The sequence below is a fragment of the Kiloniellales bacterium genome (genome assembly GCA_030066685.1).
Classification (GTDB): Bacteria; Pseudomonadota; Alphaproteobacteria; order Kiloniellales; family JAKSBE01; genus JAKSBE01.
In genome coordinates this window covers 399,467-412,999 of the sequence record JASJBF010000001.1, presented here as the reverse complement: position 1 = coordinate 412,999, position 13,533 = coordinate 399,467, and the positions used below count along the sequence as shown (strand labels likewise).

Genomic DNA, 13,533 nt, shown 5'->3' with positions numbered 1-13,533 from the left:
GGGTTTGATCCGCAGCGGGTGGTGCGCTAAGGAGAGGCTTGCTGCGGCGTTGCGGGCGTCACATCGGCGGTCTTCGCCGCTGCGCCCAGTTTTGGACGCGTGCCTCGGCTCAGCAATTCGGGAAAGCGCATAAGCGATGTGCGGAATCAGCGGCATTCTGTCGTGCGACGGCGATTTGAGACCGGAGGCGTTCCGGGCGCTGGCCTTGCGCATGACCGATACGCTCGTCCACCGCGGTCCCGACGACGGCCAGGTCTGGGTGGATGCGCGGGCCGGTATCGCCCTGGGTCAGAGGCGCCTCTCGATCATCGATCTTTCGGCAGCCGGGCGGCAGCCCATGGCCTCGGCGTCGGGTCGCTATATGATCACCTACAATGGGGAGATCTATAACTTCCGGGAACTCGCCGAGGACCTGCGGGCGCTGGGCCACAGTTTTCGCGGACACTCCGACACCGAGGTCCTCTTGGCGGCGATCTCGGAGTGGGGTCTCGGAGAGGCGCTCCGCCGGGCGAACGGCATGTTTGCTTTCGCGCTCTGGGATCGGGAGAACCGCAGCCTCACCCTGGCGCGCGACCGGCTGGGGAAGAAGCCGCTGTATTTCGGCTGGTGCGGGAAGAGCTTTCTCTTCGGTTCGGAACTGAAGTGCTTGCGCGTTCATCCCGATTTCGACGATGAGATCGACCGTGACGCGCTCGGCCTTCTTGTTCAGCATCAGTGGATTCCGGCGCCCTATTCCATCTACCGGCGCATCAGAAAGCTGCCTGCCGGCTCGCTGCTGACGCTGCGCGCGGAGGGCGCGCCGGGCCATCCGACTCCGGAGTCTTATTGGTCGCTCGAAGACGCTGCGCGGCAGGGCGAGCGCGCAGCGTTCCCAGGCTCCGAAGAAGAGGCCGTCGAGGAACTCGACAGCTTGCTCCGCGACGCCGTGAAGAGGCGCATGATCGCCGATGTCGATCTCGGCGGCCTGCTTTCCGGGGGCATCGACTCGACCACGGTCGTGGCCATGATGCAGGCCCAGAGCTCGCGTCCGATAAGGACCTTTGCCATCGGCTTCAATGATCCGAAGTTCAACGAAGCCGATCATGCCAAGGCAATCGCCGACTTTCTCGGGACCGATCATACCGAGCTCTATGTCTCCCCGGACGACGGCCTCGACCTGATTCCCCGCCTCTCCACCGTCTACGACGAGCCCTTTGCCGATCCCTCGCAGATACCGACTCTCATGGTGTCGGAGTTGGCCCGGCGCGAGGTCACCGTGGCGCTGTCCGGCGACGGTGGCGACGAGGTCTTCGGCGGCTACCCGAGATACGCCCAGACCCCAGAGAAGTGGAACAGACTGCGCCGGTATCCGCGCGCGATGCGCCGGGGCATGACGGCCGCGGCCCGCTGCCTCGAGCGGGGGACGTGGAATGTCCTTGCTGCCTCCGGGCCGGAGGCGCGGCGACCTTTGGGTCCCTGGCAGCGCTATCCGTCCAAGCTTCGGCGCCGAACGGCGCATATCGGGGCGGAGAGCGCCCTCGATCTCTTTGCCGGCATGCGCGTTGCCTGTCAGCGAGCCTCCGAGTTCGTCGTCGGCGCCGGGGCCGCCCAGTCCGCCTTAAGCGATCCCGGGGGCTGGCCCGATTTCGCCGAGCCGCGGAAGACGATGATGTACCTGGATATGGTGAGCTACCTGCCGGACGACATCCTGGTCAAGGTCGACAGGGCCAGCATGGCCGCCAGCCTGGAAGTGCGGAGCCCGCTGCTCGACCATCGGGTGGTGGAGTTCGCCTGGACCTTGCCACTGCATCTGCGGATGGGCGGCGCCAAGGGGGGCAAGAGGATCCTGCGTCAGGTGCTCGAGCGCTATGTGCATCGGGGCTTGACCGACAGACCGAAGCAAGGCTTCAGCGTGCCGATTTCCTCTTGGTTGTGCGGTCCGATGCGGGACTGGGCGGAAGACCTCCTCGGTGAACGCCGCCTCCTCGCCGACGGCTTTTTCCATGTTGAAGCGGTCCGGCGAACATGGCAACAACACCTCGCGGGATGGTGCGACAACCGGGATCTACTTTGGAGCGTGTTGATGTTTCAGACTTGGTATGACGCGCTGCGGGCAGGACCCAGGCAGCTCGCAGATGTGAGGGCGACGGCATGTTGACGGGCGCAAGCGGAGCCGCCACGGCGATCGAGACGCCAGAGGCCGAGAGCAGTCCCCGCCCCGCCGGGACGGCCGTCGGGTCGTCTCGCCGCCTTGCTTTCTTTCTCCATCATCTCGATGGCGGCGGCGTTTCCAGGATGCGCCTGATCATCGCCGGGGAACTGGCGCGAAGAGGCTACAAGGTCGATCTCCTGCTGTGCGAGGCGGGCGGTCCGCTGACCGAGCGAATACCGGAGGGCATCCGCGTCATCCACCTCGAGCGAAGCGGCCGGATGGCGGCGCGACTCACGGCGCTGAAAGCCGATCTTGCAGGCTTCCTGAGCGTGGCCGGCTACGCCTTGGCTCCGCAGTCGAACTCGTCCACCTTGCCCTATCTGCCGGCATTGGTCGGCTACCTGCGAGCGGAAGAGCCGGACGTCCTTTACGTGGCGACGACCTTCATGGCCGTGGAAGCGGCGCTGGCTCTGCGTTCCTCGAAGGCGGCGAGCCGCTTCGTCATCAGCGAGCATGTCTTTCTCTCGCCGGACCATTCGGTGCTTGGCGGCTGGAACCGGCCCTACATCCGATCGCTTCTATACCGCACCTACAGTCGGGCCGATGCGGTCGCCTCGGTGTCGAAGGGCGTCGCCGACCAGCTGGCAAGGTGTAGCGGCTTCCCTCGGGAGCGCATCACCGTCGTCTATAACCCGACCGTGACGCCGGCACTCGAGCGGGAGGCCGGCGAAGCGCTGGATCATCCTTGGTTCGCCGACGGCGATCCCCCCGTGATCCTGGGGGCGGGGAGGCTCAGCCGCACCAAGGATTTCGCCACGCTGGTCCGCGCCTTCGCCTTGGTGCGGCGGAACCGTCCCGCCCGGCTGGTCATCCTGGGCAACGCCAAGAGCGAGAAGAAGACGAAGCAGCGCGTGGCCGAACTCATGGATCTCGCCGGCGAACTCGGGGTCGCCGAGGATGTCTCCCTGCCGGGTTTCGTCGTCAACCCCTACAAGTACATGGCCCGCGCTTCGGTCTACGTGTTGTCGTCCCACGTCGAAGGACTGCCGAACGCGCTGATCGAAGCGATGGCCTGCGGCTGTCCCGTGGTGTCGACGGACACGCCCAGCGGTCCCGCCGAAATTCTCGAAGATCAGAAATACGGCCCCATCGTTCCGATCGGCGACGAGGCCGCCATGGCCGCAGCGATCCTCGCCACCTTGGACTCGCCACCCGATCCAAAGGTCCTGCGGACTCGAGCTTCGGAGTTTTCCGTCGACCGAACGGTCGACCTCTACGAAGCGCTCGGTGTCGCGCCGGCTCCCGTACCCGAGGTCAGGTGACCCATCGTGACGGAGTGGGCTGGCCTGGGTTTTTCGGCTTGAACGCGTGAGCTGGTAGGCTCGGGATTATTGGGCAATGACAGTTTCCTCAGCACTCCTTGCGAGAAGGGACTGGCGGATAGTGTGCTCATCGTCCCATTGCCACGATCATCATCGAGGTCACCGAACAATTCAATATGCCTCCCCTGACGATCTATCCGGGGCCCGACAGATCTGAGGCGTAAAGAGAGAGTAAGAGCAGTGGCACAGAGCATACTTGCGAGGCTGGATCCGAGCCAGATCTCGCATCAGCCGTATCCGCACCTGCACTCAACCGAGTGCCTCGATCCGGCGCACTTTGCCGAGTTGAGCGCCGCCTATCCGACCCTCGAGAAGGTCCTGGCCGGTCGGCCATTGAAGAACAACTACGCCTATCTCATGCAGGCGCGCAGCGTCTTTGAAGACCCGGAAATGCCAGCGATCTGGCGGGATTTCTTCGCCTATCACACCTCCAGGGCGTTCTTCGAGGAGTTCTTGGAGTTCTGGCGGGACGCCATCGCGTCCGAGTACCCGGATATCGAGGCGCGCTTCGGCAAGCCGCTGTCCGAGCTGTCGACTGAGGTCCGCTATCCCGGAAAGAAAGGCACCCCGGAGAACCGCAGCGCCGACGTGATGCTGGATTGCCAGTTTGGCGTGAACAGCGCGGTGACCAGCGAGAGCGTCGTGCGCGGACCGCACATCGACGACATCCACAAGCTGTTCAACGCGTTGTTGTACTTTCGCCGACCCGAGGACGAGTCCCAAGGCGGCGACTTCGTGATCTATCGGCCCAAGGCCAAGAGCGGGCATTTCCTTCAGGATGGCCGCCGCGACATCGAGGACCGCTACGTGGAGCCGGTCCTTACCGTCCCATACCGGGCCAACACACTGATCATGATGATCAATACCTCCCGCAGCATCCACGGCGTGTCTCCGCGGTCGGTGACGGTGGAACCGCGGCAGTACGTCAACTTCCATGCGGAGACCTACCGCCTATCGACAGACGGCTTCTTTCCGATCCGGCGGTCGCTCGGCGGTCGCGTAGCGACCCGGGTCCGCCGCCTGGTCGGCGCCCGCAACGCCTGAGCGGCGGCACAGGGCCTTGAGTTGCCTCCTATGCTCCCATATAGGATCTCACGACGCCGCGGTTGGCGCCGCCGCTAGACGGCGATACCGGGCGATCGGTCAAAATCTGCAAGAGACCCTCGCGAAACGCCACGAGTACGAACGGGACCGAAGCATTTCATGAAGACGGTAATCCTTGCCGGAGGCCTGGGCTCGAGGCTTTCGGAAGAAACCACGGTGAAGCCAAAGCCGATGGTCGATATCGGCGATCGCCCGATCCTCTGGCATATAATGAAGATCTACGACCACTTCGGCCTGACGGACTTTATGATCTGTCTTGGTCACAAGGGGTACGTCATCAAGGAATACTTCGCCAATTTTGTTCTCCACAACTCAAATGTCACGATCGATGTGGGGAATCACGATATCGAGTTCCACGAAACGGCTGCGGAGCCCTGGCGCGTTACCTTGGTGGACACCGGGGAGCAGACCATGACCGGCGGTCGGCTGAGGCGCATGGCCCCCTACCTTCGCGAAGACGAGACCTTTTGCATGACCTACGGCGATGGGGTCGCGGACGTAGATATCGCTGCCCTCATCGACTTCCACAAGGACCACGGCCGTCTCGCAACCATGACGGTGGTGCGGCCGCCTGGTCGATTTGGCGCCGCGGTGCTCGATGGCGACCAAGTCGAGCGTTTCGCCGAGAAGCCGCGCGGTGACGGCGGCTACATCAATGGTGGCTTCTTTGTTCTATCTACCAAGGTGCTCGACCTTATCGAGGGAGATGACACCGTTTGGGAGCGGGATCCGCTCGAAGCTCTGGCTGCCGACGGGCAACTTGCCGCGTATCGCCACCACGGCTTCTGGCTGCCGATGGATACCCTGCGGGACAAGATGGTTCTGGAAGACCTTTGGCAGAACGACCGGGCCCCGTGGAAGCTGTGGCGGTGACGCCTGACTTCTGGCGTGGCCGGCGGGTTCTGCTGACCGGTCACACGGGGTTCAAGGGTGCCTGGCTCGCGTTGTGGCTCGAAAGCCTGGGCGCCGAGGTCACGGCGCTCGCTTTGGCGCCCGCGACCGAGCCGAACCTGTTTGACGTGCTCTCTCCCTGGACGAAGCTGGATTCGCTGATTGGCGACATTCGCGCGCCCGAGGCGGCCTCGGCCGCGCTGTCCCGTGCCCGACCCGAGGTCGTCTTTCACCTGGCCGCACAGTCGCTCGTGCGGCCATCATATGTTGACCCGATCGGAACCTTCGCGACCAACGTGCTCGGTACGGTCCATTTGCTCGATGCGGTGCGCCGGACGCCCTCGGTCAGAGTTGTGGTCGTCGTCACAAGCGACAAAGTCTACGCCAACGACGGTCGCGGTCAGCCATTTCGGGAGGGAGATCCCTTTGGCGGAGGCGATCCTTACAGCGCCTCCAAGGCCGCCCAAGAGATCGCCACTGCAAGCTACCGCACGAGTTTCTTCCAAGATGGCTCGGCTGCCATCGTCAGCGCCCGTGCCGGTAATGTCATCGGCGGCGGCGACTGGGCCACCGACCGACTTGTCCCCGACTTCGTCCGCGCCGTGGGGGCGGGCGTGTCGGTGGCGATTCGCCACCCGGACGCCACTCGTCCGTGGCAGCACGTCCTGGACCCGCTGGCGGGGTACCTTCGTTATGCCGAGCGCATCTGCGCCGGGGACGACCCGCCAAAGGCACTGAACTTCGGGCCGGACACGGCCGACGTGCGCCCGGTCCGCTGGGTAGTGGACCGGCTTGTCAAACGCTGGGGCGATGGGTCCGGCTGGAGACAGGACGGCACTGAGACGCCGCCCGAGGCCGCGGCCTTGATGCTTGATGCCGGTCTGGCGATCCGAACTCTTGGGTGGCGCCCGCGTCTCCGTCTGGAGCAGGCCATTGATTGGACCGTCGCCTGGTACCGCGCTTGCGAAGGCGGCGGTGACATGCGGGCCTACAGTCTCAACGAGATACAGCGGTACCAGGAGCTCGCCTGATGTCCGCGACTGGGGAAAAAGCCTGCCGCTTTTGCGGGGCCGCGTTAACCCAGACCTTCGTTGACCTCGGCGAGACTCCGCTTGCCAATTCCTACCTGAGCGAAGCTGATCTGGCACGCCCGGAGCCGCGCTACCCACTGCACGCCCGGGTCTGCCAGGCGTGCTTCCTGGTCCAGGTCGCATCTGTGGTTCCGCCAGAGGAGATATTCGGCGACTACGCCTATTTCTCCAGCTACTCGACGACCTGGGTCGAGCACGCAAAGCGCTTTGCCAAAGCAAGTATTGCACGCTTTGCACTGGATGCCGACAGCCGGGTCGTCGAAGTGGCCAGCAACGACGGGTATCTCTTGCGCCACTTCGTTGCCGCAGGGATCCCGGTGCTTGGCGTCGAGCCGGCGGGCAATGTGGCGGCGGCTGCGCAGGCTGTCGGCGTCCCGACCGAAGTCCGATTCTTCGGCCAAGAGGTCGCTCGTGACCTCGTGGCGCGCGAAGCAGGGGCCGACCTCCTGGTCGCCAACAACGTGCTGGCGCATGTGCCCGATCTCAACGACTTCGTTGCCGGCCTCAGAGCCCTACTCAATCCGGCGGGCGTCTTGAGCGTGGAGTTCCCACATTTGCTCCGGCTTATAGAGCAGGTTCAGTTCGATACGATCTATCACGAGCATTTCTGCTACTTCTCGTTTCTGAGTGTCGAACAGGTGTTCAACAAGCATGGACTTCTGGTTTTCGATGTCGAGCGCCTGTCCACCCACGGCGGCAGCCTGCGCGTGCTCGCCTGCCGGGGGGGCGGCCAAGCACGCGCCGAAGGACCTGCTGTCGAAGATCTTCGCCGGCTCGAACATGCCCGCGGGCTTGACCGCCTCGATACCTATGACGGTTTTGCCGCCAAGGTCGCCGCAGTCAAAGAGGGACTTGTCCGGTTCCTCCGCGACGCCAAGGCCGAGGGCAAGAACGTGGTCGCCTATGGCGCAGCCGCCAAGGGCAACACCTTGCTGAACACCTGTGGCATCGACGAGGAGCTGATAGCTTATGCGGTGGACCGAAATCCGCACAAGCAGAGCCATTATCTCCCGGGCAGCCACCTGCCCATTTGTCCGCCACAGAGGGTCTTCGAAACCAAGCCCGATTATCTCTTGATCCTGCCATGGAACCTGCGGGACGAAATCGTGGCGTCGATGGCCGATATTCGTGCATGGGGCGGCCGCTTCGTGATCCCGATTCCCGAGGTCGAGGTCTGTTAATGATCTTCACCGAGACCACGCTGCCCGGCGTCCTGCTGTTGGGGCTTGAGAAGCAGGCAGACGAGCGCGGGTTCTTCGCCCGCAGCTTTTGCGCCGAGGAATTTGCCGCTCGGGACCTGCACACACATTTCCCTCAGGCCAACATCTCGTTCAACAGTGCCAAAGGCACGTTGCGCGGCATGCACTACCAAGCGAATCCCAAACCCGAACCTAAGGTCGTCCGCTGCACACGGGGCGCGATCTTCGACGTCGCCGTCGACCTGCGTGCCGGCTCCAGCACGTACTGCGGCTGGACAGGCCATGAATTGAGCGCCAGGAACGGTCGGGCACTCTATGTCCCGCCCGGCTGCGCCCATGGCTTCATCACGCTGGATGAGCACTGCGAGGTGCACTACCTCATGGGCGAGTTCTACGATGCCGACCTGGCGCGCGGCGTGCGCTGGGATGATCACGCCTTTGCCATCGACTGGCCGTTTGTGCCGCAAGTGATCTCGGCGCGGGATGCCGCCTATCCGGATTTCCTGCCATGAGCACCGTGGTTGTGACCGGCGCGAGCGGCTTTATTGGCCGCCATGCCGTCAGAGCGCTGCTGGAGCAGGGCCTCACGGTACATGCGGTGGCGCGCCATGAGCTTGCTGAAGTGCCGGCGATTTGGCACGCGACCGACCTCTTCGATGTGGCAGCACGCCGGCTCTTGATTGACCAGGTTCGACCTACGCACCTTCTCCACCTGGCCTGGGAAACGCGTCATGGCTATTTTTGGGAGGCACCGGAAAACCTCGATTGGGTAGCGGCAACGCTCGATCTGGTAAGGGTGTTTCACGACGCGGGCGGCAAGCGTGTGGTTTTGGCGGGGAGCTGCGCAGAATATGACTGGACACCAGAAGGTATCGGTGACGGTATTTGTCACGAGGGTCAGACAGCTTGCCGACCGGCAACGCTATACGGCATGGCAAAAAACGCCGCATTCGAACTGACCGGGGCCTTTTCTGAACGCGTTGGCATTAGCCATGCCGGAGGCCGTGTCTTCATGGTCTATGGCCCCTTTGAGACGAAATCCCGCCTTGTGCCTTCGATCATTTGCGGTCTGCTGCAAGGTGGGCCGGTACGGCTTGGCGACCCTAGCAAGATCCGAGACTTTATGGATGCCCGCGACGCGGGAGCAGCCCTAGCTGCCCTCTTGCTTTCACCGGTCGAGGGGCCGATCAACATCGCGGGCGGCAACAAGGTTTCCATCGGTGACGTCGCAGACAGTCTCGCACGACTTATCGGCCGGAAAGACCTCTTCGAATTTGGCGCGCTGGAGAATCGCCCCCACGATCCGCCGTCGCTGTACGCGGACGTGACGCGCTTGACCGAGGAAGTCGGCTTCAAGCCGCAGTTCGACCTGGAGCATGGCCTTATGAACTCCGTGAATTGGTGGCGGCAAAACTTGGACGAAGCATTGGACCCCCGGATCGACGGCGGTCGATCGAACGCGAGGACAGAGGCGTGAAAGACGAAGCCTTCGAAGCCCGAAACCGCAGGCTTATAGCCAATATGGCTGGTGATGAGCGCCTGGCCGAGGCCACCAAGGAGTGGTTTGCGCGAAGCTATAGTTACGAATACTCCTATCATTTCACGTGGCTGGGCCTACCCATCATCCAATATCCGCAGGATATAGTCGCGTTGCAGGAAATCATCTGGCGCGCGCAGCCCGACGCTATCGTTGAAACGGGTATTGCCCGTGGCGGATCGCTCATCTTCAGCGCCTCTCTCCTCGAGCTCCTTGGCGGCGAGCGGGTCGTCGTTGGGATCGATATCGATATTCGTCGCGAAAACAAAAGGGCCGTGGAACAGCATCCGCTCGCGAAACGAATTGTCATGATCGAGGGTTCGTCAACCGATGAATCGACCATTGCCGAGGTAATCAAGATCGTGGGCGACAAGAAAAGAGTCCTGGTTATCTTGGATTCTAATCACACCCACGCTCACGTCTTGGAGGAGCTCAGGCTTTATTCACCGATGGTTACGGCAGGCAGCTATCTCATCGTCTTCGACACTCTGATCGAAAACATGCCAGGCGAGTTCTTCCCCAATCGACCGTGGGGCAAAGGCAACAACGCAATGACGGCTGTTCACGCCTTCCTGGACTCGACCGACCGTTTCGAGATTGATCGCGAAATTCAGGACAAGCTGTTGATAACGGCAGCACCGGACGGATATCTCAAATGCATAGAGTAGGCATGTGAATGATCGCCGCTTCGAAGGTTAGATACCTCCGCGCATGAGCGATCACATATCAGACGACCGGCTCGCCGGCGCTGTTCACCGGCCTACCGTCACGATTGGGATGCCGGTCTTCAATGGCGCTCGCTACCTGGAGCGAGCGCTCAAAGGTGTGATTGACCAATCCTATGAAGACTTCACATTGATTGTGTCGGACAATGCATCCGACGACGGCACTTGGGAGATCCTTGAAAAATGGGCGGCGCGCGACGACCGCATCGTCCTATATCGTCAAGCTTTCAATATTGGTCCTTTAGCGAATTTTCGATATCTCTTGGATAAATGCGACTCTCGTTACTTCATGTGGCATGCTTACGATGATTGGATCGAAAGCAACTACCTGGAATCCTTGGTCAAAGTACTTATCGAAAACCCAGACTGCAAGTTGGCGATTCCAAAGATCGATAAGGTCGGTGCCGAAGGGACTTTGCTCGAGACGAAACATCCTCCGGTTACGCGTCAATGCTCAAGGCAGGAGCGAATAAATTTGCTCTTGTCGAACACAGAGCCTGCGTGGTTTTACGGCCTTTTCGACGCGTATATCCTTAAGGAGCGGTATCGGCTAGCTGTCAATTTTGGATACGTATGGGGGTCCGATACCATGGTTTTGGTATCGTATATTCTGAACGATGAAATTATTGGAAACAATGACGCGCTTTTCACGCAGCGTATTACAAGGGTTTCCACAACCAACTATGCACCAAGATCAGCCTGGGAGCGAACGCGGTTTTTCACCTGGTTTGTGTTCTGCCATTTCCGCGTTCTCGGCGCATCGAAATTGACTTTCGGTGAAAAGGTTCACGCTATGCCCCGGGTTTTTCGGCATGCATATCCAAGGCCAATTACGGCTAAGAGGCTGCTAAAAAGGCCTCTAAAGAGGTTGATTCGCAAGCTGCGTGTGAACACAAATTCGCGCTTTTGATCAATCTTGACCGCGCGCGCCGTTGCACTCGGTGAGTTTGCGCGTCGCCTGCTAGGTTTTCCGCTCACACGGTGCATGGGTCGGGGGAATGTCCCTGTGCGGATGGTCCCCGACTGTACAGAGACTGAAATCGCCTCACAGTGGCCGCGCTTGGCGATGCGTCTTGGGCGGCTTTGCCAATCGGCTTCATCTTCGCATTCTCTTTCTTCGGCAGTGCATCGGTGACGGCGCTTAACAAAGACTTGCAGACCGTCAAACCAGATTGCGCAAAGCAGGTTTGGAGTCGGAATTCGCGTTCGCCAATTGGTGTGCGGTTTGCCATCCGCTGTCCTAATCCCGGCTCTATGAGACAGGGGGGAAGTTCTTGGCGTTGCGTAAGCTGCGAGCTTTCCTCTTCATCCGCCGGCGTAGCATGCGACGAAGGAGTTTTAGCGGAGAGTCTTTGCGGGCTCCGACTGGCTTTCTGAGCCCCTTTTTATCGTTCGTCTTCCAGCGCGCCGAATAGTCGCTCTGCTTCGGGTGTTCGCTGAAGATCGATCGAATTGCCGTTCGCTGCGCATGCAGCATGATTTCGACCGGCATCGCGTTGATGAAGGCGGTACGTGAGCCAACCTCGGCCGGATCCGGAGCCTCGTAGCGCCGACCGGCTTCCGATGTGCGCAGGACGCTGGGATCATGTTCACTGAGCAACAGGCGCCGAACGGCGTAGCCATTCTCCTCAGAGAACACGCGATAAAAAAATTCGGAGCTGAATTGGTAGAAACCATGACCGAAATAGTTGTTGGCCGGAGTGAAAATAAAGATCTGACCATTTGGCTTTACTAGGCGCATATAATTGGCGACAGCTATAGGTACATTGAACACGTGCTCCAGCGTGCCGCCGTCGAGCACCGTATCGAAACTGGCCTCCAGGTCACCCGGAATGGGGTTGTTCAAATCGTGTTGGATGTCAGCGCCTTCGTACCGAGAGGCATCCAGGCAGGTCAGCTGCGTTGCCCCCAGCATTTCCCGCAAAAAGCGCTCGGCGTAGGTGTCGTAATTCAGGTCTTCGGGGGGATCGTCGAGCCCGAACTCAGAGGCAAGCTTGCGCAGACCCGCCGGCGAAATGGTCATTTCTTGACGGCCGATTGTAAGCACTTGGCCGATTTCGCAACCGTTGCGCTTGGCATCTAGGAGAAAGCGCGCAGAGTGATAACTAATACCCATGAACGTCCTTGATGAATTGAATGTCATGGCCGCGACGGGGCGGCAGCGCCTCCAGATCGATAAAGCAACCGTGGCAATGGAGGTTGGAAGGTGTAAAGGACTGATCGATCATCCTGAACGGTTGGCCGGTGGGCAGGACACCGCTCTTCGAAAGGTCACCCATCAAGCGATTGCCGCTCAAGTGCGGCCAGCGGGCCCGGGACAGAGCAACAGCTGTCCATTTCTTCGTCCTTTCCGCCCCGTCTTTGAAGAGCGAGCCAGAGCTGCCCGACCGCCAAACCCTGCCTATGATCTTACTTCGGAATTGTAGGCCGGCTTATTGTATATTTCGTACTTGACCTGCAGCAACCGAGACAGCAGACCCACGCCGTATCCCGTTCGCAGGATGAACAAGGCAAAATCACGATCCCGATGTTTCTTCCTGAAAAAGCTCGACACCAAGGCTCCCAACCCGGCAAATAAATGCTTCAGTCCATTAACGAAAGAGGACTTCTTGATCCTGTTCAAAAAAACGCGGACCGGCGTCTGGTTCGGCGGCTTCCTTTTGTTCTGAGCCGTATGGGTAAGCGCCGCCTGATACTGCCGGAGAAACACGTAGGAAGTAGAGGCTCTGGCCGCTTGGACCGGTGCGTAAACGACCGCATTTTTTGCGTAGACGATACGACATCCCGCCGCATACATTTGCCCAAAGAACATGTAGTCTTCACCGCCCATGTTCCCGAGCCGGATATCGAATTTCATAGCCAGGCGCCGCACGGCTTCACACTTCACGAGAACATTGTTGGTACCGCCTTCCTCAACCTCCTGACCATTCTGGAGATGGGGCAAGGCTCCTGATGTCGGCAGATTTGGCCAGCCGTGGATGTTGGCTGCGACAATCCAATTCGGCGTGTCTTTTGGAAATTCGGGCACAACTGGGCCGCGAACCACCTCCGCGCCCGTTTCTTCTTGAACAAGGAGGAGTTCTTCCAGCCATTCAGGGACAGGCACTTCGTCGTCGTCGATCATGGCGAAGAAAGTTGCATCATCGGGAATGTTTTCCAGCAACGCGTTTCGCGCGAAGGGGATGCCGCGGCGTGCCTCGCGCACGTAGATCAGATCAATGCCCCTCGACTGTCGAAACTCGCAACAGATCCTCTCGGCCACGTCGCTGCACTCGTTGTCAGCGATGACGATCGTGATCTCTGGAGTGGTCAAACGAGTGAAAGTCTGCGCGGCCAAGCCCTCAAGCAGAGACTGCAGACCCTTGGGCCGCCGGAAGGTACAGGCGCAGACCGCGACTCTTTTGGACGTGCTCATGCAGCGGACTATCTTGAAGATGCCAGTGGCTGTCAAGTCGGCCAACGGCCGGGTTCTC

General features: G+C 60.7%; 12 protein-coding genes. 10 read left to right on the top strand and 2 right to left on the bottom strand.

The window, feature by feature from the left end; translation table 11 throughout:
- Positions 1 to 136 precede the first annotated feature (136 nt).
- From asnB to QNJ30_01905, 10 genes are all read left to right on the top strand, one after another.
- Positions 137 to 2,137 carry an asparagine synthase (glutamine-hydrolyzing) gene (gene asnB, locus QNJ30_01950; GenBank protein MDJ0942199.1) on the top strand — a complete coding sequence of 667 codons (2,001 nt, stop codon included), beginning with the start codon at positions 137 to 139 and terminating at the stop codon, positions 2,135 to 2,137.
- On the top strand, positions 2,131 to 3,453 hold the full coding sequence (locus QNJ30_01945) for a glycosyltransferase (protein ID MDJ0942198.1): 1,323 nt from the start codon (positions 2,131 to 2,133) through the stop codon (positions 3,451 to 3,453). Before asnB ends, QNJ30_01945 begins: the two co-directional genes overlap by 7 nt.
- A gap of 240 nt (positions 3,454 to 3,693) precedes the next feature.
- Positions 3,694 to 4,557, top strand: coding sequence for a hypothetical protein (locus tag QNJ30_01940; GenBank protein ID MDJ0942197.1), 864 nt, complete (start codon positions 3,694 to 3,696; stop codon positions 4,555 to 4,557).
- A gap of 159 nt (positions 4,558 to 4,716) precedes the next feature.
- On the top strand, positions 4,717 to 5,490 hold the full coding sequence (gene rfbF / locus QNJ30_01935) for a glucose-1-phosphate cytidylyltransferase (protein MDJ0942196.1): 774 nt from the start codon (positions 4,717 to 4,719) through the stop codon (positions 5,488 to 5,490).
- On the top strand, positions 5,487 to 6,539 hold the full coding sequence (rfbG, locus tag QNJ30_01930; GenBank protein ID MDJ0942195.1) for a CDP-glucose 4,6-dehydratase: 1,053 nt from the start codon (positions 5,487 to 5,489) through the stop codon (positions 6,537 to 6,539). Before rfbF ends, rfbG begins: the two co-directional genes overlap by 4 nt.
- Positions 6,539 to 7,780, top strand: coding sequence for a class I SAM-dependent methyltransferase (locus QNJ30_01925; GenBank protein ID MDJ0942194.1), 1,242 nt, complete (start codon positions 6,539 to 6,541; stop codon positions 7,778 to 7,780). The genes rfbG and QNJ30_01925 overlap by 1 nt, the downstream gene beginning before the upstream one ends.
- On the top strand, positions 7,780 to 8,310 hold the full coding sequence (gene rfbC, locus QNJ30_01920; protein MDJ0942193.1) for a dTDP-4-dehydrorhamnose 3,5-epimerase: 531 nt from the start codon (positions 7,780 to 7,782) through the stop codon (positions 8,308 to 8,310). The genes QNJ30_01925 and rfbC overlap by 1 nt, the downstream gene beginning before the upstream one ends.
- Positions 8,307 to 9,275, top strand: a complete 969-nt coding sequence (locus QNJ30_01915; protein MDJ0942192.1) for an NAD(P)-dependent oxidoreductase — start codon at positions 8,307 to 8,309, stop codon at positions 9,273 to 9,275. The genes rfbC and QNJ30_01915 overlap by 4 nt, the downstream gene beginning before the upstream one ends.
- Positions 9,272 to 10,003 (top strand): cephalosporin hydroxylase family protein, encoded by a 732-nt coding sequence (locus QNJ30_01910; GenBank protein ID MDJ0942191.1) that lies wholly within the window; start codon positions 9,272 to 9,274, stop codon positions 10,001 to 10,003. Before QNJ30_01915 ends, QNJ30_01910 begins: the two co-directional genes overlap by 4 nt.
- 43 nt (positions 10,004 to 10,046) lie before the next feature.
- Positions 10,047 to 10,970: a glycosyltransferase family 2 protein gene (locus QNJ30_01905; protein MDJ0942190.1), complete on the top strand. Its 924-nt coding sequence runs from the start codon at positions 10,047 to 10,049 to the stop codon at positions 10,968 to 10,970.
- Positions 10,971 to 11,312: 342 nt separating this feature from the next.
- On the opposite strand, the gene QNJ30_01900 is transcribed toward QNJ30_01905, so the two are convergent.
- A complete protein-coding gene (locus QNJ30_01900; GenBank protein MDJ0942189.1) occupies positions 11,313 to 12,176 on the bottom strand; it encodes a hypothetical protein in 864 nt (287 codons plus the stop codon).
- 285 nt (positions 12,177 to 12,461) lie between these two features.
- Positions 12,462 to 13,475: a glycosyltransferase gene (locus QNJ30_01895; protein MDJ0942188.1), complete on the bottom strand. Its 1,014-nt coding sequence runs from the start codon at positions 13,473 to 13,475 to the stop codon at positions 12,462 to 12,464.
- Positions 13,476 to 13,533: the final 58 nt, after the last annotated feature.